The following is a 24,696-nucleotide window of genomic DNA, read 5'->3' as shown; positions in this document are numbered from 1 at the left end:
ATTCTAATGAAAAATATTTTTGCATTTATATTCGGTGGAATATTCTCTGTTGGGCTGATGTTTTCAGGTATGGCAAATCCAGGGAAAGTGATTGGGTTCTTAGACTTGTTTGGGAATTGGGATCCAAGCTTGGCATTTGTGATGATGGGTGCTATCGCTGTTGCCTTCATTCCATTTCAAATTGCTATTCGTAAACCTGTCACTGTATTTAATGAGCCAATTGAATTACCAAAGAGCAATCAGTTAGATCAAAAATTACTGACAGGTGCTTTTATTTTTGGTATTGGTTGGGGAATCGCAGGGATTTGCCCAGCACCAGCATTTACCTTGATTGGTTTAGGGCACTATGATGCGTTATATTTCATTATCGCAATGTTAGTTGGTGTATTAATTCATCGTAAATTTGCAGGAGCATAAGATTGAATAGCACAGTGTTAAATGGAAATCCGTGGGTACAAGATTTTTTTGATGAACAGACCAATACTTTTAGTTATGTGGTCACAGATTCAAAATCTAAACACTGTGCCATTATTGACAGTGTATTGAATTATGATGCGTCGTCAGCAACAACCAAAACGATTCATGCTGATCGTATTATTGCTTATATTCAAGAAAATCAGTTTACTGTGCAATGGATTCTTGAAACACATGTCCATGCAGATCATTTAACAGCTTCACAATATTTAAAAGAACAGTTAGGTGGCAAAATTGCCATGAGTGAAAAAATTGCGACCGTACAAGAAACCTTTAGTACAATTTATAACTTAGACATCAAATATTATAATTCACAGCAATCTTTTGATTATCTATTTCAAGATGGCGAGCATTTTAAAATTGGCGAATTAGAAGCCTATAACATTGCTACGCCTGGGCATACACCTGCTTGTTTGAGTTATGTGGTGGGTGATGCTGTATTCGTAGGTGATACTTTGTTTATGCCAGATTATGGTACGGCACGTTGTGATTTTCCTAAAGGAAGTGCAGGTCAATTATTTGATTCTGTACAGACTTTATATCAACTTCCAGAAAATATGCGCATGTTTTTATGTCATGATTATTTGCCTGAAGCACGACATACTTACAGTTGCGAAACGGATATTAAAACGCAAAAAACTGAAAATATTCACATTCATAGCGGTTCAAAAAAATTAGATTTCATTCAAATGCGTGAACAGCGTGATGCAACACTGTCTATGCCTAAGTTGATTTTACCTGCAATCCAAATTAATATGGATGCAGGGAAATTTCCTGAGCCTGAAGCCAACGGAGTTCGCTATTTAAAACTGCCTTTGAACTATTTTAAATAATTCTATTATATAGTTTTTTTGTATGATGTTTCTATTGTAAATATATTTGCCTAAATTCAGAAGGGCGAAGACCTGAATTTTTATGAAAAAATCGACTGAAGTAAGCAGGGTCTTTAAAACCTAATTGATAACAGATACTGTTAATGGTTGTATCAGTAAAAATGAGTAAGCGTTTAGCTTCTTGCATTTGGCGATCATAAATTAACTTTTTGGATGAAATTTCTGCTAAACGACGACAAATATCATTTAGTCGAGTTTCTGTAATGGTGAGCTTTTGTGCATATTGAGTCAGTGACCAATGTTGGTCATAATTTGATTCAATTAATTCATTAAATTTACGAAAAATAGTTAAATCATTACCACCATTCTTAGTACGTGGCGGTACAGCCTCAGCGAGACGCATGACTTGCAAAAATATTAAATTAATTAAACTTTTTAAAGCAAAGTTTTTTGCTTGTTTATTACTTTCAAACTCTAATTTAAGTTCATTTAAATATGTTTCTAGTAAAAATAACTCTTTTAAATATGTATCTTTAAGCTGCCCAGCGTGTAAACAGATGGGATGAATATGCTGAACTTTTAAATCTACTTGAAGAAGTGGCCAAATGATATTTTGTTGAATCGTTAATACATGTCCATCACATCCAGGATCTGTAATAAAAGAATGTGCAACAGATGGTGGGGTAAGAAAAAAGGCAGGCGCTTGGCAGACATATTTCACATCATCTAGAAATACTCGAACAGTACCTTTATTGAATACGTGCAGTTGAAAAAAACGATCATGACGATGTGGAGGCATATGTTGACCGAAGAAATTTGCAAGTTTAGCTTGAGCTTCATAGTGAATTTCTGCACCAGCATAGCGATGGTCATAAACATCACCCATATGTAAATTTGGAATAATTTCAGTTTTCATACATTCTAATCCGTGAAAAGTATTATTTTCATATCGTATCGTAAAAAGCGCTTGCAAATAGTTATGATATTAATTATAAAGTTAATATATTAACTAATTTGCAAAAAGCTCAATATGGAATATCGGGCATATCAAAAGAGAGTATCAAATGAATGATCTGAAGAAAATTGATACACAAGGTAATATCTTTGGTATTGCTTTGAATGATAAAGGTTTATATGAAGCCCTTAAAGAACAGTTTAACCAAAAACCGTATGTAAACGAGCCTGTTAAACCTGTTCTGTTTATCAAGACACCCAATACACGTAACCATTCTGGAAATGTTGTCGTTAAACAAGCGGATGACGTATTACAGGCTGGACCGACTGTGGGTATCGTGATTGGTAAAAGTACCAACCGTGTACCGAAAAGTGAGGCTTATGCACATATCGTAGGTTATGTGGTGGTGAATGAACTGAGTTTGCCAGAGGACAGTTATTACCGTCCTGCGATTAAAGCGAAATGTCAGGATGGATTCTGCGTGATTGGTGATGCTGTGGCGAAGGATCAAATAAAAAATGTGAATCAATTAGAATTACGTGTTTTTGTGAATGGCGAATTAAAGCAGACGGGCAATACTGCAAACTGGATTCGTACACCAGACCAAATTATTGAAGAAATTTCAGAATATATGCCTTTGAATGAAGGTGACATTATTCTGACAGGTACGCCACTCGGTCGTGTCAATTTGGAAGATGGTGATGTGGTTCGTATAGAAGTGGATCAATTGGGTGCTGTAGAAAATACCATTCAGGAACAGGGAGTATAAAACATGAAATCTGCTCGTATTCGTTACAACGATGACGTTATTAATGTTGAAGTACTGGATGACCTACAGGTCAAACTCCCGAATGGTCAGGTGCTTGCAGAGCAAGACGTAGAATGGTTGCCACCTGCGAATGGAACCATGTTCGCATTGGGTTTAAATTATGCAGACCATGCCCGTGAACTGGCATTTGAACCGCCGAAAGAACCACTTATTTTTATTAAAGCGCCCAATACATTTACAGGTCATAACCAAGTGACTTGGCGTCCAGATCATGTGGAATATATGCACTATGAATGTGAATTGGTTGCAGTCATTGGTAAAACAGCGAAGAACGTAAACCGTGAAGATGCGTTGGATTATGTTGCGGGTTATACCTTATGTAATGACTACGCAATCCGTGATTACCTGGAAAATTATTACCGTCCAAATTTACGGGTCAAAAACCGTCATTCAACCACACCTGTCGGTCCTTATATTATTGATACAGCATCAATTCCTGAGCCTAATCATTTAACCCTTAGAACATGGGTCAATGGTGAACTTCGTCAGGAAGGAACCACAGCAGACATGATTTTTAATGTGCCATTTTTAATTGAATACATTTCTTCATTTATGACTTTACAGCCTGGCGACATGATCGCAACGGGAACTCCTGAAGGTTTGTCCGATGTTATTCCCGGTGATGAAGTGATTGTAGAGATTGAAGGAATAGGTCGTTTACGTAATCACATTATTACAGAAACTGACTTTTTCAATCGTTGATTAACTGAATAAGCGCAGATATTGAATTTAAAAATATTGATTTTAAATAAATGAATCAAAAGGAATTTAGCCATGATTAAGCATTGGATTAACGGTCGGGAAGTTGAAAGTAAAGAAACATTTACCAACTATAACCCTGCAACAAATGAAGTGATTGGTGAAGTTGTAAGTGGTGGGCAGGAAGAAATTAATTTAGCCGTTGCAGCAGCGAAAAAAGCAGCGCCATTATGGGCCAAAACACCTGCCAAAGAACGTGCACGTTTAATGCGCCGTTTAGGTGATTTGATTGATCAGAATGTCGATAAAATTGCTGAACTTGAAACACTGGATACGGGTTTACCAATTCATCAGACTAAAAATGTGCTGATTCCACGTGCATCACATAACTTCAACTTTTTTGCTGAAGTTTGTACCCGTCTGAATGGTCATACCTATCCTGTAGATGATCAGATGCTGAACTATACGCTGCATCAGCCTGTGGGTGTTTGTGGTTTGGTTTCTCCGTGGAATGTACCATTCATGACAGCAACATGGAAAACTGCACCATGTTTAGCTTTGGGAAATACTGCGGTATTGAAAATGTCAGAACTTTCGCCATTAACAGCGAATGAGTTAGGGCGTCTGGCAATGGAAGCGGGCATTCCTGAAGGCGTATTTAACGTCGTACAAGGTTATGGCGCTACAGCAGGTGATGCACTGATTAGACACAATGATGTCCGTGCAATTTCATTTACTGGCGGCACCATGACGGGTCGTAAGATCATGGCAAGTGCGGGTCTGAAAAAATATTCAATGGAATTGGGTGGGAAATCGCCTGTTCTTATTTTTGAAGATGCAGATTTGGAACGTGCATTGGATGCAGCACTCTTCACTATTTTCTCATTAAATGGCGAGCGTTGTACTGCGGGTAGCCGTATTTTTATTCAGGAAACTGTTTATGATGAGTTTGTAAAAGAATTTGCGCGTCGTGCTAAAAATATTATTGTGGGTGATCCTCAGGACCCGAAAACCCAAGTCGGTTCAATGATCACCAAAGCACACTATGACAAAGTGACTGGTTACATCAAAATTGGCATGGAAGAAGGTGCAAATCTTGTGGCGGGTGGCTTGGAGCGTCCATTGCATTTGCCAGATCACTTAAAAAATGGTCACTTTGTTCAGCCTACAGTATTTGCAAATGTTGATAACAACATGCGTATTGCTCAGGAAGAAATTTTTGGCCCTGTGGTCTGTTTAATCAAGTTTAAAGATGAAGCCGATGCATTACGTCTGGCGAATGATGTTGAATATGGTCTGGCTTCTTATATCTGGACACAGGATATTGGTAAAGCACATCGTTTAGCTGCAGGGATTGAAGCAGGGATGGTATTTATTAATAGTCAGAATGTTCGGGATTTACGTCAGCCATTTGGTGGCGTGAAAGCATCAGGTACAGGTCGTGAAGGTGGTGAATATAGCCTTGAAGTCTTTACAGAGTTGAAAAATGTCTGTATTTCAATGGGCTCACATCATATTCCAAAATGGGGTGCTTAATTAATTTTCGTTCAATAGGGAAAAATCATAAATATCAGGATGACGTAAAATGGGAAAATTAGTACTCGCTGCAAAAATTACACATGTGCCTTCTATGTATTTGTCGGAACTTCCAGGGCCTCAGAATGGTTGCCGTCAGGCTGCGATAGATGGACATCATGAAATTGGTCGCCGTTGCCGTGAGTTGAATGTCGATACCATTGTTGTGTTTGACAGTCACTGGCTGGTCAATAGTGCATTTCATATTAATAGTGGTGCACATTTCGAAGGTGTTTATACCAGTAATGAGTTGCCACACTTTATTCAGAATATGGAATTCAGCTATGAGGGTAATCCTGAGCTGGGTCAGATTATGCAGGAAGAAATTTCTAAAACTGGTATTCGTGCTCAAGCACATAATATTAAAAGTTTAGAACTTGAATATGGCACATTGGTTCCAATGCGTTATATGAATGAAGACAAAAAATTTAAAGTGATTTCGGTTTCCGCTTTTTTAACCTCGCATGATTTACAGGATAGCCGTAAATTTGGTGAAGGTCTGGTCAAAGCGATTGAGCGTTATGACGGCAATGTTGCTATTTTTGCCAGTGGATCATTGTCACATCGTTTTATCTGGGATCGTGAATATCAACGTGGTATGGATGAATATACCCGTGAGTGGGATCATCAGGTAGACAAGCATGTTGTTGGTATGTGGGAACGTGCGGAATGGCCTGAATTTGTTGCCATGTTGCCTGAATATGCTGAATATTGTTATGGCGAAGGTGGGATGCATGACACCGCGATGTTGTTGGGTGCTTTGGGTTGGGATAAATATGACAAAGCGGTTGAAATTATTACACCAGCATTCCCAAGTTCAGGTACAGGACAAATCAATGCAATTTTCCCACTGCCAGATCATCTTAAATAAGTAAATTAAGACCCTATTAAGAGATAAGGAGCGTTCTTATGCCACATTTTATAGCTGAATACAGTGCAAATCTGGAAGATTGCATCGATTTTCAGGGTTTATTCGAACAGGTAAATACATTTTTAGGTGGCACAGGAATCTTTCCTTTAGGTGGTATTCGCAGTCGTGCCATTCGACTGGATCAATATCGAGTGGCAGATGCAAAGCATGATTATGCATTTGTACATATGACACTGAAGGTAGGCTCCGGGCGGGATCTGGAAACACGACAGCGAGTTGCAACAGAATTGTTCAGCATCATTGAAAAGTTCTTTCAGCCATTAAAAGACCAGCGCTTATTGGCAATCTCCTTTGAAATGACAGAACTTGATCCTGTACTTAATTTTAAATCCAATAACATTCACCAGTTTTTACAAGGGCAAGGCTGAATGCGTTTGAGGAAGGACTCTTTAAAATGTTAGAAAAAGCAAAAATTCAGGCACTCGCATTAGAGCTGGATCAGGCAGAAAAATCAGGGCAACAGATTCGCCAGTTTTCTTTGCAGTATCCTGAAATCACCATTGAAGATGCATACGAAATTCAAAAAGCATGGGTCGCTCATAAAATTTCAGAAGGCCGTAAACTGGTTGGACATAAAATTGGGCTGACTTCAAGGGCGATGCAGGTTTCATCCAATATTACAGAACCAGATTATGGTGCGCTGTTGGATGACATGGTCTTCCAGGAAGGCAGTGATATTCCAATGTCACATTTTATTGTGCCACGTGTGGAAGTGGAGCTGGCTTTTATATTGGCGAAGCCATTATCTGGCCCGAACTGTACCATTTTTGATGTGCTTGATGCGACAGATTATGTCATTCCAGCCGTTGAAATTATTGATGCCCGTTTACACAATGTAGACCCTGAAACTAAAATTACCCGTAAAGTTTTTGACACCATTTCAGATAATGCTGCCAATGCGGGTATTGTATTGGGTGGCCGTCCAGTGAAACCTAATGAACTTGATTTACGCCGTATTCCTGCAATTTTATATCGCAATGGTGTGATCGAAGAATCAGGTGTATCTGCTGCGGTGCTGAATCATCCTGCAAAAGGTGTGGCTTGGCTAGCGAATAAATTGTACCCTTATGGGGTAACTTTACAGCCTGGACAGATTATTTTAGGCGGCTCATTTACACGTCCTGTTGCAGCTCAGGCAGGGGATACCTTCCATATTGATTACGATCAACTCGGTTCAATTTCATTCCGCTTTGTTTAATCAGGAGTAATCGTTATGTTAGATACCACGAATTATTTTAAGAAAAAACTGAAGACTGAACAGCAAATTGGTATGTGGATTGGTTTGGCAAACGGTTATTGCGCAGAAATTGCAGCCAATGCAGGCTACGACTGGTTGCTTATTGATGGTGAGCATGCACCGAATGATATTAGAAGTATTTTAGAGCAACTTCAAGCTGTTGCTGCCTATCCAAGTCAGGCGGTTGTACGTCCTGTAACAGGTGATGTACATCTGATTAAACAATTACTGGATATTGGCGCACAAACTTTATTGATTCCAATGATAGAAACCGCTGAACAGGCTGAACTGATGGTCAAAGCCACCCGTTATCCACCCGAAGGAATACGAGGTGTCGGTGCAGCATTGGCAAGGGCTTCACGCTGGAATAACATTTCAGATTACTTGCAGACTGCGGATGAGGAAATTTGTGTCATTGTCCAGATAGAATCCAAAAAAGGTCTAGATAATATTGATGCAATTCTGGCCGTTGATGGAATTGATGGCGTCTTTATTGGGCCCGCAGATTTATCGGCAGCATTAGGCTATCGTGGAAATCCTGGTCATGCAGATGTACAAAAAGTTATTGTAGAGAGTATTGCAAAAATTCGTCAGGCAGGAAAAGCCGCAGGTATTTTATCTGCCGATGAAAAACTGGCACACAGCTATCTGCAATTAGGAACAGAGTTTGTGGCAGTTGGTGTCGATACCAGTTTATTGATGAAATCAATGAAACAGCTGTTGGGTAAATTCAAAGCAGTTGAAGGAAAAGTTCAACAAGGCCCAAGCGTCTATTAAGGAATACGACAGATGCAACTTCAAAATTCTACTTTATTTAAGCAACAGGTTTATATTGATGGTCAGTGGGTGAATGCTGATCAGGATAAAAGTTTTGCAGTCACAAATCCAGCCACTGGAGATGTAATTGCACAAGTACCGTCAGTGAGTGAGCAGCAGGTGGTACAAGCCGTTGAAGCCGCTGAAACAGCACTTGAAAGCTGGAAATTGACCACAGCAAAAGAACGCTCCATCTTACTGAAAAAATGGTATGCGCTAATTGTTGAAAATCAGGAAGATTTGGCAACAATTTTAAGCACAGAACAGGGTAAACCGATGACTGAAAGTCGTGGTGAAATTCTGTACGGTGCAAGTTTTATCGAATGGTTTGCCGAAGAAGCAAAACGAACGTATGGTGATGTAATTCCCCATGACAAACAAGGCCGTCGTTTGGTGGTGATTCGTCAGCCTGTGGGTGTTGTTGCGGCTATTACGCCGTGGAACTTCCCCAATGCGATGATTACCCGTAAAGTCGGGCCTGCACTGGCCGCAGGTTGTACGGTGATTATCAAACCTGCATCTGAAACACCGCTTTCTGCTTTGGCTTTGGTTGCATTGGCAGAACAAGCAGGCATTCCAAAAGGCGTTGTGAATGTCGTTACAGGGAGTGCACGTGAAATTGGTGCAGTACTGACCTCACACCCTACGGTACGTAAAGTTTCATTTACAGGCTCTACTCAGGTGGGTAAGTTATTGATGCAGCAATGCTCAACCACCATGAAAAAAGTCAGTATGGAACTGGGCGGAAATGCACCGTTTATTGTTTTTGATGATGCGGATCTAGACCATGCTGTTGAAGGCGCATTGGTTTCCAAATTTCGCAATAGTGGTCAGACTTGTGTATGTACCAATCGTATATTGGTACAGGACAAAGTTTATGATGCGTTTATTGAAAAACTGACTGCTGCTGTATCAAAACTGAAAGTTGCAGATGCATTTGAACAGGGTGCTGAACAAGGGCCTTTGATCAATGAAAAAGCCATTGATAAAATTCAGGAACATATTGATGATGCAACGGCAAAAGGCGCAAGAATCGTTTTTGGCGGACATCGCCATGCCTTAGGCCATACGTTCTTTGAACCAACCATTTTAGCTGATGTGACTGCTGAAATGATGGTTGCAAAAGATGAAACATTTGGTCCATTGGCACCTGTCTTTAAGTTTTCGACTGAAGCAGAAGCAATTTATATGGCCAATGATACCGAATTTGGTTTGGCGTCCTATATTTATACAGAAAGTCTGAGCCGTGCCTGGAGGGTGGGTGAAGCGCTAGAATATGGAATGGTCGGGATTAATGAAGGTATCATTTCAACTGAAATAGCACCTTTTGGTGGTATTAAGGAATCAGGTTGTGGTCGTGAAGGTTCTAAATATGGAATCGAAGACTATCAGGAGCTAAAATATATGTGCATGGGGATTTAATTTAAAAAATTAAATAGTAGTTTGAATATTTAATTTTTTATGTTATTAGTTAATATGTTAAATATATTTTGTTTTGGTAGCCTTAAAAATTAAGTTTAATTAAGAGATGGATTTTAAAAACAATCATATAGTTAATATATTAACTATATGATTGTGCAATTAAAAATGACATGAATTATCACGAAATTTGTCCTCTATAAGGAGATAGAAATGGCAATAAGTTCAGCATATATGTCCTCATCAGATAAAATGACCAAAGATGAAAAAAAAGTTGCTTATGCAACCATCGTTGGTACAACTGTTGAGTGGTATGATTTTTTTATTTATGCAGCCGCAGCAGGATTAATTTTCAAAGACTTATTCTTTGCACCTGCTGGGAATACTTTAGGTACAATTTTAGCGTTTGCTACAGTTGGTATCAGCTTTTTATTTCGTCCACTTGGTGCATTTCTTGCTGGATATTTAGGCGATAGATATGGTCGTCGAATAGTTTTAGTGACGACTCTTGTACTTATGGGTATTGCAACTACTTGTATTGGTTTATTACCAACTTATGCAAGTATTGGTGTTGCTGCCCCAATGCTATTATTGGTTTTACGTATTTTTCAAGGTTTGGCTGCAGGTGGTGAATGGGGTGGTGCTGTACTCATGGCAGTTGAACATGCACCTATACATAAGCGAGGCCGTTTTGGCTCATTTCCACAAATGGGTGTACCATTAGGTTTGATTTTAGCTTCAGCTATGTTTGCTCTTATGACAGGTGTTATTGCACCAGGCGATGCTTTTATTGAATGGGGGTGGCGTATTCCATTCTTATTCAGTATTGTTTTACTCTTTGTAGGTCATTGGATTCGCCGTACAGTAGAAGAAAGCCCAGTATTTGAAGAGATTAAAGAGCGTAAAAGTGCATCACAGACACCAATACGTGATCTTTTTAAAAACCATACTCTACTTGTTTTACTTGCTGCATTAGTTTTTGCAGGTAATAGTGCCTGTGGCTATATGACTACTGGAGGGTTTATTCAAAACTATGCAACCAACCCAAATGGTCCATTAAATATTCCGCGAACACCTGTTCTGATTTGTGTAACACTCGCTTCATTTTGTTGGTTGATTACAACTTACATTTCAGGTTGTGTTTCTGATCAAATTGGACGTAAAAAAACATATATTATTGGCTGGATCATCCAGCTCTGTGGTGTATTTGCTTTATTTCCATTAGTTAATACAGGGTCAGTTCCATTGCTTGCTGCTGGTTTATGCTTTCTTGCGAGTGGGATTGGTTTAACCTATGGTGTTCAATCTGCATTTTATTCAGAGTTATTTCCAGCATCTGTTCGTTTTTCAGGGATTTCAATTTCCTATGCTCTCGGTGCAATTTTGGGTGGAGCATTTGCACCAATGATTGGTACTTGGTTAGTCAGTGTTACAGGTTCAACATGGTCTGTGACAATTTATTTGGCCAGCATGACAACCATTGCTTTGTTGTCAACACTTGCTTTACGTGACCGTACAGGAATCCCATTAGGACCTGATCATGAGCAAGAACAATTAAAGTCCCCAATTATTTGGAAGAAATAATTATTTCATTTCCTATCAATAAAGAACCTGCTTAAGCCAACATTTTGTTAATTTGAATTGTTGGCTTATTCTTGTGACAGAGTTGATTAGTACATTATGAAGCATAAATCCCTACTAAATAACCAAAAATACTGCGAGCTTTACTGCTCAACAAATGGTACTTCCCTTTCAATAAGCTGAATAAGGTTTGTATTTTATTACGCTGTCTCAATCGGTATTCATTCGCTTTTGATAAGTTTAAGGCTTGTACGTTTTTACGATGATATGTAATTAATTCAATCCCTTAATCTTTAAGAATTTGCTTTAAATTTTGACTAATATATCCACAATCTGCATAGAGTTTTGCTTTTAACCCTTTTAATATCTGCTGTATATCCATTCGATAAAATCGTACTCACCAAATATCCTGACTAATTTGCGATCAAGTGCAACTTACGTCTAAATAATTATCCCATTGAACTTTTACCACGCGTTGCAAGCACTTTCATAGATTTATACCGCCCGATATACTGATTTTCGCATACAGGTAGCATCATTGAATCAATCCATAAGTGATAGTTTTGATGATTTTCCATCAAGGTGAAATATAAAGCATGCAGTGCCAATTGATGTGTATTGATGAGATAAGCGATACGTTGATAACAAAGCAAAGACCTAAAGAGATGACTGTAATTCTGCTTTAATGAAAAGAAAAATACTTTGAGGTTATTGAAGTATGAGTATTTATACGCAATGGCAATGAACACGTTTTCTAAAACTTTCAATTGAGAGGGCCATATTTTTAAGCGCTTGTTACTGTATTTCAAAAAATCCCAATAGATTGCTTCAAATTTTAGAAAAAAGCTATCAATGATGCATAAGGTATATATGAGATACATGGCGCAAGGAGCAGGGTAACTGAAGACATAAGTGGTGTAGTAACTCCCTAAAGATTTTTAGTCATTTTTTAAGTGTTTTTCTTATCCGCGATTCGGGTTAATTAGTTTAGTTGTTTATCATAATTTTAAATAAAGCGCATGAGGTAAAAATTCTTTAAATAAAAATTTAAAATAACCATGGAAAGTACCATTTTAAATAAGAAAAGTGCATTAACGATCTCCTATAAAATATGAATAATAACCTTAAAGTAAGATCTGAACAGTATTTTAGACATGATGTCTGATGAAGGAAATACAGAAGTATTTAAGGAAGAGTAATGATGGAAAATACAATTTCAAATGTCGCATCTTTAAGTGATTTTCATGATCATAGCAATAATGATTCTATTCACTTGATGTATACCGAAGCTAAAATACCTTTACATCCTAAAAAATCAATGCTTGAGCAGATTAAAGAAATTCTTCCACGTATTGCTAAAAATGCCGAATACGCGGAAGAATTACGTCAAGTGCCAGACGAAAATATTCAGCTCCTAAAAGCCTTAAAATTTCACCGTGCATTTCAGCCGAAAGTATACGGTGGTTTAGAAATGAGTCTGCCTGATTTTTCAAACTGTATTGTTGCCATTGCGGGTGCATGTGCAGGTACCGCATGGGCTTTTAGTTTGCTCTGTACGCATAGCCATCAAATTGCGATGTTCACAAAACAGTTACAAGACGAAATTTGGTTGGTGAACCCTGATGCAACAGCAAGCAGTTCTATTGCACCCTTTGGAAAAGTACAAGAAGTAGACGGTGGTATTGTTTTAAATGGTGAATATGGTTGGAGTAGTGGCTGTGATCATGCGGAATATGCCATTGTTGGTTTTAATCGCTTTGATGCAGAAGGCAAGAAGATTTATTCATTTGGTGTGATACCACGTTCAGACTATGAAATTATAGACAATTGGTTTGCTCAAGCTATTAAGAGCAGTGGTTCTAAACAGTTAAAATTAGTTGATATTTTTATTCCTGAATATCGTATTTCAAAAGCAAAAGAAATGATGGAAGGTAGATCAGCAGGTTTTGGCTTATACCCAGAGTCTAAAATTTACTATTCACCATATCGTCCATATTTTGCAAGTGGTTTCTCTGCAGTAAGCTTGGGTATCGCAGAACGTATGGTGGAAGCTTTTAAAGAGAAACAACGTGGTCGTATACGTGCATATACTGGTGTAAATGTCGGATTATCGACTCCAGCATTAATGCGTATTGCAGAATCTACACATCAAGTGGCTGCGGCTCGTGCTTTTTTAGAGAAAACTTGGGAAGATCATCGTTTGCATGGTGAGAACCATATTTATCCAAATAAGGAAACATTGGCATTTTGGCGTACCAATCAGGCTTATGCAGTTAAAATGTGTATTGAAGCTGTTGAACGTTTAATGGCTGGAGCTGGGGCAACGAGCTGGTTAGATAATAGTGAGCTACAACGTTTATTTCGTGATTCTCATATGACAGGTGCGCATGCTTATACAGACTATGATGTGTGTGCACAGATTTTAGGGCGTGAATTGATGGGTATGGATCCAGATCCAACTATGGTTTAAGACTACATCAAAACAAGGACTCAATATTATGAATGCGATGAATAAATTAGATGTAATTGAAGTATTTGATGCAAAAGCATTTCGACGAGCTTTAGGTAATTTTGCAACGGGCGTTACTATTATGACGGCACAAAATGCCGATGGTGAACGTGTTGGTGTAACTGCAAACAGTTTTAATTCAGTATCATTAGACCCAGCCTTAATTTTATGGAGTATTGATAAGAATTCATCAAGCTTTAAAATTTTTGAAGAAGCTACACATTTTGCAGTAAATATACTTTCAGCTGCTCAGATTAATTTATCAAATAAATTTGCACGCCGCGGCGAAGATAAATTTTCAGATGTGGAGTTTGATCTTGGACAGGGTAGTTCACCATTATTTAAAAATTGTTCAGCAACATTTGAATGTGAGAAGTTTGATATTTTAGAAGGGGGTGATCATTGGATTATTCTTGGCAAAGTTGTGAAATTTTATGATCATGGCCGCTCTCCATTGTTATATCATCAAGGTGCTTATTCAGCAGTATTACCACATCCAAGTTTAAAGACACAAGTTGAAGCCGGTGAGGATATTTTCCCCGGGCGTTTATACGACAATATGTACTATTTGCTGACACAAGCTGTTCGTGCTTATCAGGATGATTATCAACCTAAACAGTTGGCAAGTGGGTTTCGTACAAGTGAAGCACGTTTACTTTTAGTGTTAGAAAGTAAAACAGTAAATAGTAAATGCGATTTATTGCGTGAAGTTGCAATGCCTATTCGTGAAATTGAACAAGCAACAGAAATTTTGGCACAAAAGGGTTTATTAATTGATACTGGTGAGAGCTATACTTTAACGGAGCAAGGCAATAAATCAGCGTTCATGTTGTATAAAATTGCTGAAAGCCATCAAAAAGAAGTTTTTGAAAAATACTCGGAAAATGATCGTGAATTATTTAAGATTATGCTGAAAGATTTAATTGGTATTTAAGAAAAATTTTGCATAATTCAGCTGTGTTTTGTTGAAAAAGGATTTTACTCAGGTGAAATCCTTTTCTCCTTTAATAATGAAAATATAATAAGTTTATTATGATTAAAGGAAGTTGGATATCAAAGATAAATCTAAGTTTAAGTAAAACTTGTAAAAATATTAAAATTAATATATTAATTAACCTAATCATCTTAAATGGACTAAACAAGATGAAACAGCATAGTGAATTTGCTCATTTTGTTGATTTAGTTGCTTTAATGGGGCGATCAGATTTTGATTCATCATTATTAATATATTTAAATCAATGGATTCAATCTAAATACTTTTCAATACTTCGAGTGAAAGATAAAACTCCTGCTTTATTACTGTGCGGTACACAAGATGATAGTTATGCTATTCCATGGAATTGTGGGCAATCTTATGTAAAACGTTATCATCATTATGATAATTTATATCAAGAGTTATTTAATAAAGATATGCAACAACATCAAATAGCTACGGGTTGTGTATGTGCAGATGATATTATTTTTGAGCCTTATCGTAATGAAATTTATGAAAAAAATGGTTTAATTCAACGTTTATGCGGTCTATGTCGTGATGAGCACAATCACCCTATCTTATTTAATTTATATCGTCATAAAGATCAAGGTTTTTATGCTAAGCATGAAATTGAAAGCTTTGAAAAAATGATTCCTGCATTAGCTAAAATGATACAAGGTCACCTAGCACTTAAGGAGAAATTCCAGCAAAAAGATTTTAGGCATCAGCTGTTGTTACAACAGTCAGATTTGACTCATCAGGAATTAGAAGTGTGTATTCGTATTTTGAAAGGCATGAGTTATATTGGAATTGCTCAAGATCTAGTCTTAAAAGAAACGACGGTTAAAACCTATCGTAATCGAGCATTTGATAAATTAGGAATTAATTTAAAAAGTCAGTTATTTTCTATGTTTATCCATTCTTAATAAAGAGATACTTGTCCTCTTTTTGGAGGACATCATTTTTGTTGAGAGCTTCTATACTACATATATTCATATGGAATATATGAGTTGGAGTGATCAGCTATGGAAAGTACACAATTAGATTTAGTTATTACTGATTTTAAATCAGAAGCAAAAGATACTGTTGTTTTAGAGTTACAACACCCTCATAAATTTGATTTACCGGCATTTAGTGCAGGCTCTCATTTAGAAGTTTATTTAGCTAATGGTTTAATTCGTCACTATTCATTATTAAATTCGTCTGCTGAAAAACATCGTTATGTCATTGCTGTTGGTTTATCCGCTGAGACTAAAGGTGGATCACAATATATTCATCAACATCTTCGAGTTGGAGATCAAGTTAAAGTTAGTCATCCACGGAATAATTTTGTACTGGGTGATACTGAGGAATATTGTTTTATTGCAGGTGGTATCGGAATTACACCTATTTTATCAATGGTTCATTGGTGCATTCAACATCATAAAAAATGGCGATTAATTTATGCTTTAAGACATAAGCAGCGAGCAAGTTTTTATGAATATTTAATGCAACTTTCACCTGATAATATTCAATTTTATTTTAATGATGAAAATAATGATCAACATTTAAATGCACACGAAATTGTTAATGGCTTATCAGAGAAAGAGCACATTTATTGTTGTGGTCCTAATGCAATGATGCAGTCTGTAAAAGATGCCACACAAGCGCTTAGTACAGAGCGTGTACATTTTGAATGGTTTAGCGCGCCAGCTATAGCAATTTCAGAGGTTCAGAGTTCAGGTTCATTTCAATTGAAATTAAAAAAATCTGGGAAAAAAATACAAGTTAAGGCAGACCAATCAATTTTAGATGCTTTAGAAGAAGACGGATTTGAACTTCCATTTTCTTGTCGCGCTGGAATTTGTAGAACATGTGAAACCACGATATGCAGTGGTATAGCAGACCATCAGGACATGATTTTGTCAAATGAAGAACGCGATGCAAATAGAACGATGTTGATTTGTGTTTCAAGAGCTAAAAGTCAAATACTTGAGTTAGATTTATAAAATATTAAGGATGATTTAATGACAATTCCAACTGTAAATATTATTGAAGCATGCCGTAAAGCAACAGATAAAATGGCCGATAAAGATACACCACTTATTTATAATGAATGGTATGTCGCTGGTTTTAAGGAAGAAATAGGACGTAATTTATTAGCTAGAACATTTTTGAATAAACGCGTTGTAATGTATCGTACTTTAGAAGGTCAGCCAGTGGCTTTGGAAGACCGTTGTGCACATCGTTCATTTCCATTGTCCAAAAGCCATTTGGAAGGAAATGAGATTATTTGTGGCTATCATGGCTTTAAATATAACAATGTTGGTAACTTGGTTGATATTCCATCCCAAAAAAAATGCCCACATGGGATAGGTATTCAAACCTACAAATTAGTAGAGAAAGGACCATTAGTTTGGATTTGGTTGGGGAATCAAATTTTAGCTGATGAGGAAAAAATTCCAGACTTATATTGGATGGATAGTGATGATTGGGCGGCAACAACCGGATATTTTTTTCATCCAGGAAATTATGTCAGTATGCATGAAAATTTGATGGATTTAACTCATTTAACATTTTTGCATGCAGATACGATTGGTACGCCAGATTATGCAAGCGCACCCTATAAAATGGATTTAAAAGAAGGACATTATAAATTAATTCGTGAAGTAGTACCCACTACACTGTCTCCAGTCTGGGGAGAAACTACGGGCTTAGCTGGAAAAAATACTGCAGCGCGCATAGCGACATCTGAATTTTTATCACCAGGTTTACATCAGGTAAGTGTGAGCTTTTATGATTCAGCTGTAGATGAAAGTATTCGTCAAACTTTTAAAATACATACAGCACATATTTTAACACCTGAAACAAATAATACGATGCACTATTTTATTGTTCATGGTCGTGATTTTGCTTTAGATGATCAAGAAATAGAAGAATATATGCATGAACAACTTTTCGCTGCTTTTCAAGAAGATGTGGTGGGGCTAGGTGCATTGGAGCAGGTCCTAGATGATAAAGATATGCATCATTTTGAGATTTCAGTAGCAAGTGATGCTCCAGCAGTGGCGACTCGAATTTATTTAAAAAAGCGGGCTGATCAAGAGTCAGTAATGTCTTAGTTTATTTTTATAATGAATATATTAATAAAGTGTTGTTTTGAATATTGTTAATATATTAATTATATGTTTATATGTGCATCAGGTGATTGGAAGTCATCTTTATAATCTTATCATCTTTGGATGATAAGGAAAAAAGAATTGAAAAGGATGTATCATGGAAATGTTAAAAATGTCTAAAAGAAATATCTTGTCAATTGTCGTTCAATTTACTTTAATAGGTTTAGCTTGTAACCAAAGTGCTTTTGCAGAAGATAATTGGAAGCTTTTTTTAAAGAATGCTTATATTGATCGTGATTTCGATAATGAAACAGTAAAAGATACTGGAAGTTGGTCCCAAGGTATTTCATTATTTTATAATTCAGATTATCAAAAAACCCCAATCAAAGATATTGAAATTGGCTTAGATGGCTCTGTTCAATATGCAGTACGTTTAAGTAATGATAAACATGTAGCTGATACAGTTTTGCCATTTGATTCTCAAACCCAAAGTCAAGCAGATGATTTCTTAAAGTATGGAGGGACATTAAAACTAAAATATAATGAAAATGTTCTTAAAGTGGGTGAACTTTGGTTAGATTTGCCAGTTACTTCTGTTGATGCAAGCCGTCAGTTATTAGCCTCTTATTTAGGAGCTAACTTTAACAGTAAGATCAATGATAATTTGAGTTTAGAGTTAGGGCGCGTAACGAAAGTTTCGCCACGAAATGCAGAAGGGTTTCAGAAATTTGCTTATACTTCTAAAGGTGTAAAACATCAGTCCGATGGTTTGAATTATGTTGATTTACGTTATAAAGTGAATGAAAACCTTAAAGCCGAATATTATTTCGGTAATTTAGAGGATTTATATAATAAATATTATTTAGGCTTAGATCATGATTTAAAACTTACTGATAAACTAATTTTAAGTTCAAAATTTAAATATTTTAATGCCCAAGATGCTGGCAGTGGCTTAGATATTGATAGTCAAAATATTGGTTTATTGGAAACTGTTAAGTACCAAAACCATAGTTTTGGCATGGGTTACCAGAAAATAGTTGGTGATGCTTATCCTATTCCAGATGGCTTCTTACCTGAACTTTACTTTATTAACTGGAATGTAACAGGTTTCTTTAAAGAAAAAGAACAGTCATATCATTTTATTTATGGCTATAACTTTAAAGATTATGTACCTGGGTTAAATTCATTGGTTAAATATTCATATGGTGATCATATTAAAATGGCAGATGGTTCTGAAAATAGTGAATCAGAACTTAATGTTATAGCGAGTTATAACCTACAACAACCTATGCTTAAAGGTGTGGGATTACAGTATTTATTTGCGAAATATGATGTGAAAAAGGGAAATGATTTTAATGAAAATCGTATCTTTTTGACTTATACCAAGAAATTTTGATACATAGGACTTTAATTCTGCTTATAAATTTTTTATGATTTTTAAATTAATTTAGAGTAGATGTCTTACATAATTTTTAATAAGCTCTCTATTTTTCCATGAGGGAAAATAGAGAGCTTTATGCAAAGAAGTCTAAAGAATATATAATTTAAAAGCTAATTAAAATTTGAATATTAAAAATGTGTATAGATGTTTTATTTCTTTAAAATAAGTTAACATATTTATAATTTGAAATTATAGGTTTATTAATGAAAACAATCCGCCCATCTTTAACTTTAGCTTTATTGCAAGCACGTGAAGCAACAATGACACATTTTAGACCTGCTTTAAATGAAGCGGGATTGACTGAGCAACAATGGCGTATTGTTCGTATTCTTTATCAACATGAAGAATTAGAAAGTAATCAATTGGCTGATTTGGCATGTATTTTAAAGCCAAGTCTAACAGGTATTTTAAATCGTATGATTGATCAAGGTTTGATTCAAAAAAGAAAAGATAACAATGATCAACGGATTAATTTAATTACATTAACTGAACAGGGCAAGCAGTGTTTTGAAATACAGGCTGTAAAAATGGAAGCATCTTATAAAAAAATTCAAGAGCAGTTTGGTCTTGAAAAAACACGGCAACTCATGGAGTTATTGAAAGACTTATCTAAAGTAAAATTAAGTTAAGTATTTTTATGGTCTGTCCTCATTTGGTTTTGCACCAAATAAATGAGCAAGCCAAAAATAACATTGATTTGTAATTGCGAGCTAACTTATCAAAACGAGTGGCAATACCTCGGAAATGTTTTAAGCGAGCAAACGCATTTTCAACGAGATGCCTTAATCCATAAAGGTAATGATCAAACTCAATGTTTAATTTTTTACTGTTAGACTTTCTTGGAATGATCGGAATCATATGATGATTTTGAGCAACTTCACGAATATCCTCTGCATCATAGCCTTTGTCTGCAATCAAATACTCTGCTTCACCGACCAATCCAATTAATTGGCTTGTAACTTGACTGTCGTGGACTTCACCGCCAGTCATTTCAAAATCAATCGGGTATCTACTCGCATCGACGGCAAGGTGAATTTTTGTAGTTGCTCCAGCTCTTGATTTTCCAATTGCTCTATCTTCACCATGCTTAGCTCCACTTACATGCTGATGCGCGCGGATATAGCTTCTATCAATTGAATAGCCACCGATTTTGTAGATACTCTTTACTTAGATAAAATGGCTAATTAACGTGGTATTTATGAGTAGTAGCAAGCGATATCCTAAAGAATTAAAAATTGAAGCAGTAAGGCAAGTGACTGAAAAAGGTCATAGCGTGGTTGAAGTTGCCACATGTTTAGGTACAAGCAATCTAAATTATTGATAGTGTTAAATCTGCAAATGCAATAAAACTGGAATAAACCCTTAAGGAACTTTACTTTATGGTTTTTATGTAATCTTTTATAAGGGTTATTTACCTCATTTATGAGAGGTTTCATCATAATGATTTAAAAGTTAGCAGGTAGCGATATAAATAGCTTTATAAAATGAATTGTGCGATTGAAGCTTAAAATTATCGAAAGTAAACTTTGTAATGGCGTAAGGCATTTTATTAGAATCTTGTTTTTCTTTGAGATTGGCATAGATTTCATTTACGTTCAGTTTTGAAATAGCAATTTGCCCTAATACTTCACGTTCATGGTTTTAGTGGTGAGATGGTGATCTACAAAGCTAGATAGTTGTTCAATAGAATCACTTTCTAATTCAAAAGCAAAAGTTGCACTTGAATAAATTAAAAAGCTCAATGCTGAGATAAAAACAAGGGGATTAAGTTTTTTCATATGGTTTCCTTTTATAATTTTAATAAGTTGTTTATAGAGGCTCTGAATTTTCAGCGCTATAGCATTTTTATGCTTTTTAACCAATCTAGTAATAAAGTTGGCCACTCAGTTGTTGGTGTATTTTGTTTACCTAAGCCCCAGCCATGACCGCCTGTTTTAAAAATCTTAAGTTTATTCTTTACATCATTTTGTTCTAAAGCATGTTGCATTTTTATACTATTTTCAACTGAAGAAATTGGATCATCTAAAGCATGGGCTAAAAATGTCGCTGGTGTATTCGAAGTCACTTGTAGATCTACAGAAAAAAAAGCCTGTTCAGCTGAATTGGCATTTTTCCCCAAAAGTGTTTTATAGGCATGAGTTGTATTTAATGGCGGTTGCATATTAATAATAGGGTAAAGTAAAACTGCAAAATCGGGTCTTGCTGAAATTTTATCTAAATCATCTTGTGGATTGTAGAATTTAAAAGTCGACTGTGTTGCTAGAATTCCAGCCAAGTGTCCACCTGCGGAAAATCCCAATACACCAATTTTATCAGCATCATAATTTAAAGTATTGGCTTGAGATCGAATAATGCGAAGTGCTCTTTGTTCATCTGCAAAGGGTGCAAAGTGATTATGACCGTCTTGGTTAGGAAGACGATAAATCAGTTCAAAAACAGTAAATCCTTGTTTTTGAAAATACTGTGAAGTTGGTGTGGCTTCTTTGGCTAATTCCTCTCGAACATAACCGCCACCACTGATAATCAGTAAAGCTACATGATTGGAATGTTCAGGTGTGTAAACAATCATTCGAGGATTTATAATTTGACTAATCGCACCAGATTGACTGATTTTTTCATGATTAATATTGAGGGTCGTATTTGATAAAGCACTATTGATTAATGCTCTATTTGCTAAAGATGTATCCCATAGAAAAATAGTCTGTGTAGATGCCGAAGCTTGTTCAATTGAAAATAAAACAAGGGCAAAACTTAGAAAGTAACGGAGGAGTAGCTTCATGCAAAATCTACAATGATTTTTATTTATCATTACAAATAATAGCTGAGGTTTTGTTCATATTTTGTATGAAAAAAAGTATGGGAAATTTAGAAAATTTCAGTATTTAATAAAAAACCATTCCAAATTTAATCATTTGAAATGGTTTCGATTTAAAACATCGCTTTTAAAAGAAGATTAACTTTTCTTTAGATTTTCATTGATTAAGAATTCAACCAATGCTTTTTGAGCGTGTAAGCGATTTTCAGCTTCATCCCAAACCACGGCATTTTTATGGTCAAGCATATTGACTGAAATTTCTTCACCACGATGCGCGGGTAAGCAATGCATAAATAAACAATCAGGATGTGCTAAATCCATGAGTTTTTCATTCACTTGAAAGTCAGCAAACGCTTTTTCACGAATTTTTTGTTCTTCTTCTTGCCCCATGCTTGCCCAAACATCAGTCACAATTAAGTCAGCATTCACAGCAGCATCTTCAGCAGAATTAAAAATTTCTACACAATGTGCAAATTCTGATAAAAATTCAGGTTTTGGTTCATAGCCTTTTGGCGAAGCAATTTTTAATTTAAAGCCCCACATATGTGCAGCTTCAATATATGAATTACACATATTATTACCATCACCAATCCAAGCAACGGTTTTACCTAAAATTGGACCACGATGTTCAACAAAAGTCTGTACATCTGCAAGAAGTTGGCAAGGGTGGTGGTCATCAGTGAGTGCATTAATTACAGGAACGCTAGAATACTCAGCAAAGCGAGTAACAATATCATGTCCAAATGTACGAATCATCACAATATCAAGCATGCTTGAAATCACACGAGCAGCATCTTCAATCGGTTCACCACGACCCAGTTGGGTGTCACGTGATGATAGGAATATAGCACTTCCGCCAAATTGGCTCATACCGGCTTCAAATGAAACACGAGTACGCGTACTCGACTTTTCAAAGATCATTCCCATGACTTTCCCAACAAAGGGTTGAAATACCTCATTATTGTGCTGCATGCGTTTGAGTTCTAAGGCGCGATCAATAATGCGGTTGAGTTCTGCTGTAGATAAGTCACGTAAAGTAAGAAAATGTCGTAGAGCCATGGTTACTCCACAATAATCGCTGAGTCAATCACAATAAGAAACTGACCAACAATTCATTGTTGGTTGATGGAAAATAGAATGGAGAATCATCTAATATACTATAAGAGCACTGAATTGCAAAAAAACTAGACCTTTTGATGACCGTCTAAGAAGCGATCAAGGCAATATTGAATGTGTTTGGTTACTTCTTGTTCGGATGAGCTAATATCTAAGCCCATAATAATGCGCCACTCATAATTTCTAAGAATGCCAAAATACATCATGGCTGAACTAATTGGGTCCGTGCAGTTGATTTTCCCTTGCTCATGTGCTTTGGCAAGTTCATTCGCAACAGTGAGCTGAATCAGTTTTGCACCTTTTTCATGCAGATAAAGGGCTAGTTCTGGATTGTTTTGAGTTTGCTCAATGACCAATCGCATAAATGCAATATTGCACGGTTGCATGATGTGATGATAAAAGTTGATGAGTGTTTGAAATAGATAAGAACGTAAATCACCAATCTTATTTTCGAGTGAATAACAGATATCTTTGAAAAATATTTCCCGACGATAATCACAAATCGCAGTGAATAAGCCTTCTTTATTACCAAAATACTTGTAGATGGATGCTTTTGATCCGCCTGCATGATTCACAATGTCATCAAGTGAAACAGCATCAAATCCACGTTCTAAAAATAGATCATTCGCAATGAGTAGAAATGCAAGGCGACGTTCATGACCACGACGTGTTTGAGGGCTGTCGCAACAAGAGATTTCCATTTGTGCTAAATGTTCATGCATATAATATAAAAGTAAATTTGGACTGTGCTGATTATATCAAAAGTGTCAAGATTTTTCTGTTTTGATGTGATTTTATATTGAATTCACCATTTCAAAATTTTATAGTGGTAATTAATGAATTTATATTCATTTTTTCTATGACTAAAGTGTTAGAGCATTTGACCTAAAAAGTCATAGATGTTGAATCTTTTGAAGATATACTCAAACCTCGATAAATAAAGTGATAACTGTGGAAGGGAATATGACAGAACAAACGTCTGCAGGTTTAAGATTTAGACAAGCGCTAGAAGTGGAAAAACCATTACAGATCATAGGTACAGTCAATGCTTATGCAGCAATGATGGCGAAACAAGTCGGCTACAAGGCGATTTACGTTTCGGGTGCAGGGGTTGCGAACTATTCTTATGGCTTACCTGATTTAGGGATGACCAGTCTTGATAACGTATTAGAAGACGTCCGTCGTATTACCGAACGAGTCGATACTCCATTACTTGTTGATATCGATACAGGATGGGGCGGTGCATTCAACATTGGACGCACAGTCAAACAAATGATTGCGGCAGGCGCAGCGGCTGTTCACATTGAAGACCAAGTGGCACAAAAACGTTGTGGACATCGTCCAAACAAAGAAATCGTCACTCAACAAGAAATGGTCGATCGCATCAAAGCAGCG

24 protein-coding genes and 3 pseudogenes are annotated in these 24,696 nt (G+C 36.4%); 20 read left to right on the top strand and 7 right to left on the bottom strand.

All coding sequences use genetic code 11. The features are described 5' to 3' along the window. Nucleotides 1–6: 6 nt before the first annotated feature. Both B9T35_RS09580 and B9T35_RS09575 read left to right on the top strand, forming a co-directional pair. Nucleotides 7–417, top strand: a complete 411-nt coding sequence (locus tag B9T35_RS09580; RefSeq protein ID WP_086190894.1) for a DUF6691 family protein — start codon at nucleotides 7–9, stop codon at nucleotides 415–417. A 2-nt stretch (nucleotides 418–419) separates the two neighbouring features. After that, nucleotides 420–1,307 carry an MBL fold metallo-hydrolase gene (locus tag B9T35_RS09575; protein WP_228147117.1) on the top strand — a complete coding sequence of 296 codons (888 nt, stop codon included), beginning with the start codon at nucleotides 420–422 and terminating at the stop codon, nucleotides 1,305–1,307. Between the two features lie 31 nt (nucleotides 1,308–1,338). Here B9T35_RS09575 and hpaA read toward each other — a convergent pair whose 3' ends face one another. Further along, a complete protein-coding gene (hpaA, locus tag B9T35_RS09570) occupies nucleotides 1,339–2,223 on the bottom strand; it encodes a 4-hydroxyphenylacetate catabolism regulatory protein HpaA (protein ID WP_086190893.1) in 885 nt (294 codons plus the stop codon). A 148-nt stretch (nucleotides 2,224–2,371) separates the two neighbouring features. Here hpaA and B9T35_RS09565 point away from each other — a divergent pair, with 148 nt between their 5' ends. From B9T35_RS09565 to B9T35_RS09525, 9 genes are all read left to right on the top strand, one after another. Next, nucleotides 2,372–3,031, top strand: coding sequence for a fumarylacetoacetate hydrolase family protein (locus tag B9T35_RS09565; protein WP_086190892.1), 660 nt, complete (start codon nucleotides 2,372–2,374; stop codon nucleotides 3,029–3,031). A 3-nt stretch (nucleotides 3,032–3,034) separates the two neighbouring features. Continuing rightward, a complete protein-coding gene (locus B9T35_RS09560; protein WP_086190891.1) occupies nucleotides 3,035–3,793 on the top strand; it encodes a fumarylacetoacetate hydrolase family protein in 759 nt (252 codons plus the stop codon). 72 nt (nucleotides 3,794–3,865) lie between these two features. After that, entirely contained in the window at nucleotides 3,866–5,326 is a 1,461-nt protein-coding gene (hpaE, locus tag B9T35_RS09555; protein WP_086190890.1) for a 5-carboxymethyl-2-hydroxymuconate semialdehyde dehydrogenase, read from the top strand. A gap of 49 nt (nucleotides 5,327–5,375) precedes the next feature. Next, nucleotides 5,376–6,236 (top strand): 3,4-dihydroxyphenylacetate 2,3-dioxygenase, encoded by an 861-nt coding sequence (gene hpaD, locus B9T35_RS09550; protein ID WP_086190889.1) that lies wholly within the window; start codon nucleotides 5,376–5,378, stop codon nucleotides 6,234–6,236. Between the two features lie 38 nt (nucleotides 6,237–6,274). Then, nucleotides 6,275–6,664: a 5-carboxymethyl-2-hydroxymuconate Delta-isomerase gene (locus B9T35_RS09545; RefSeq protein ID WP_086190888.1), complete on the top strand. Its 390-nt coding sequence runs from the start codon at nucleotides 6,275–6,277 to the stop codon at nucleotides 6,662–6,664. Nucleotides 6,665–6,690: 26 nt separating this feature from the next. Next, nucleotides 6,691–7,494 carry a 2-oxo-hept-4-ene-1,7-dioate hydratase gene (gene hpaH / locus B9T35_RS09540; protein WP_086190887.1) on the top strand — a complete coding sequence of 268 codons (804 nt, stop codon included), beginning with the start codon at nucleotides 6,691–6,693 and terminating at the stop codon, nucleotides 7,492–7,494. Nucleotides 7,495–7,509: 15 nt separating this feature from the next. After that, a complete protein-coding gene (hpaI, locus tag B9T35_RS09535) occupies nucleotides 7,510–8,310 on the top strand; it encodes a 4-hydroxy-2-oxoheptanedioate aldolase (RefSeq protein ID WP_086190886.1) in 801 nt (266 codons plus the stop codon). A gap of 12 nt (nucleotides 8,311–8,322) precedes the next feature. Beyond that, on the top strand, nucleotides 8,323–9,771 hold the full coding sequence (locus tag B9T35_RS09530) for an NAD-dependent succinate-semialdehyde dehydrogenase (RefSeq protein WP_086190885.1): 1,449 nt from the start codon (nucleotides 8,323–8,325) through the stop codon (nucleotides 9,769–9,771). 210 nt (nucleotides 9,772–9,981) lie between these two features. Next, entirely contained in the window at nucleotides 9,982–11,352 is a 1,371-nt protein-coding gene (locus B9T35_RS09525) for an MFS transporter (protein ID WP_086190884.1), read from the top strand. A 31-nt stretch (nucleotides 11,353–11,383) separates the two neighbouring features. Here B9T35_RS09525 and B9T35_RS09520 read toward each other — a convergent pair. Then, nucleotides 11,384–12,230 (bottom strand): annotated as a pseudogene (locus B9T35_RS09520) (IS982 family transposase). 320 nt (nucleotides 12,231–12,550) lie between these two features. On the opposite strand from B9T35_RS09520, the gene B9T35_RS09515 reads away from it, so the two are divergent. From B9T35_RS09515 to hpaR, 7 genes are all read left to right on the top strand, one after another. After that, a complete protein-coding gene (locus tag B9T35_RS09515; protein ID WP_086190883.1) occupies nucleotides 12,551–13,819 on the top strand; it encodes a p-hydroxyphenylacetate 3-hydroxylase oxygenase component in 1,269 nt (422 codons plus the stop codon). 28 nt (nucleotides 13,820–13,847) lie between these two features. Continuing rightward, on the top strand, nucleotides 13,848–14,792 hold the full coding sequence (locus B9T35_RS09510) for a p-hydroxyphenylacetate 3-hydroxylase reductase component (RefSeq protein WP_416202434.1): 945 nt from the start codon (nucleotides 13,848–13,850) through the stop codon (nucleotides 14,790–14,792). A 98-nt stretch (nucleotides 14,793–14,890) separates the two neighbouring features. Further along, complete coding sequence (locus B9T35_RS09505; RefSeq protein ID WP_228147116.1) at nucleotides 14,891–15,757, top strand: helix-turn-helix transcriptional regulator; 867 nt, start codon at nucleotides 14,891–14,893, stop codon at nucleotides 15,755–15,757. A 99-nt stretch (nucleotides 15,758–15,856) separates the two neighbouring features. Next, entirely contained in the window at nucleotides 15,857–16,819 is a 963-nt protein-coding gene (locus B9T35_RS09500; RefSeq protein WP_086190881.1) for a PDR/VanB family oxidoreductase, read from the top strand. A gap of 18 nt (nucleotides 16,820–16,837) precedes the next feature. Beyond that, nucleotides 16,838–17,932 (top strand): aromatic ring-hydroxylating dioxygenase subunit alpha, encoded by a 1,095-nt coding sequence (locus tag B9T35_RS09495; protein WP_086190880.1) that lies wholly within the window; start codon nucleotides 16,838–16,840, stop codon nucleotides 17,930–17,932. Nucleotides 17,933–18,086: 154 nt separating this feature from the next. Then, a complete protein-coding gene (locus tag B9T35_RS09490) occupies nucleotides 18,087–19,325 on the top strand; it encodes an OprD family outer membrane porin (RefSeq protein ID WP_086190879.1) in 1,239 nt (412 codons plus the stop codon). Between the two features lie 248 nt (nucleotides 19,326–19,573). Further along, the gene (hpaR, locus tag B9T35_RS09485) at nucleotides 19,574–19,999 is read left to right on the top strand and encodes a homoprotocatechuate degradation operon regulator HpaR (protein ID WP_086190878.1); all 426 of its coding nucleotides are present in this window, start codon (nucleotides 19,574–19,576) and stop codon (nucleotides 19,997–19,999) included. A gap of 19 nt (nucleotides 20,000–20,018) precedes the next feature. Here hpaR and B9T35_RS09480 read toward each other — a convergent pair. Beyond that, nucleotides 20,019–20,547 (bottom strand): annotated as a pseudogene (locus B9T35_RS09480) (IS5 family transposase); the annotation flags it as partial. Between the two features lie 21 nt (nucleotides 20,548–20,568). Here B9T35_RS09480 and B9T35_RS09475 point away from each other — a divergent pair. Beyond that, nucleotides 20,569–20,676 (top strand): annotated as a pseudogene (locus B9T35_RS09475) (transposase); the annotation flags it as partial. A 313-nt stretch (nucleotides 20,677–20,989) separates the two neighbouring features. On the opposite strand, the gene B9T35_RS18405 reads toward B9T35_RS09475, so the two are convergent. The 4 genes from B9T35_RS18405 to B9T35_RS09460 form a co-directional block, all read right to left on the bottom strand. Continuing rightward, entirely contained in the window at nucleotides 20,990–21,148 is a 159-nt protein-coding gene (locus tag B9T35_RS18405) for a hypothetical protein (RefSeq protein ID WP_171264256.1), read from the bottom strand. Between the two features lie 56 nt (nucleotides 21,149–21,204). Beyond that, entirely contained in the window at nucleotides 21,205–22,149 is a 945-nt protein-coding gene (locus tag B9T35_RS09470) for an alpha/beta hydrolase (RefSeq protein ID WP_086190876.1), read from the bottom strand. A gap of 174 nt (nucleotides 22,150–22,323) precedes the next feature. Next, a complete protein-coding gene (gene argF, locus B9T35_RS09465; protein ID WP_086190875.1) occupies nucleotides 22,324–23,244 on the bottom strand; it encodes an ornithine carbamoyltransferase in 921 nt (306 codons plus the stop codon). Between the two features lie 125 nt (nucleotides 23,245–23,369). Continuing rightward, nucleotides 23,370–24,023, bottom strand: coding sequence for a TetR/AcrR family transcriptional regulator (locus B9T35_RS09460; RefSeq protein ID WP_086190874.1), 654 nt, complete (start codon nucleotides 24,021–24,023; stop codon nucleotides 23,370–23,372). 241 nt (nucleotides 24,024–24,264) lie between these two features. On the opposite strand from B9T35_RS09460, the gene B9T35_RS09455 reads away from it, so the two are divergent. Beyond that, a partial coding sequence (locus tag B9T35_RS09455; RefSeq protein WP_171264255.1) for an isocitrate lyase/phosphoenolpyruvate mutase family protein occupies nucleotides 24,265–24,696 on the top strand: 432 nt, incomplete at its 3' end.

Origin of the sequence: Acinetobacter sp. ANC 3832, from assembly GCF_002135415.1 — a bacterium.
GTDB lineage: Bacteria > Pseudomonadota > Gammaproteobacteria > Pseudomonadales > Moraxellaceae > Acinetobacter.
The sequence above is the reverse complement of the archived record's forward strand: the minus strand, read 5'-3'. Positions and strand labels throughout refer to the sequence as shown.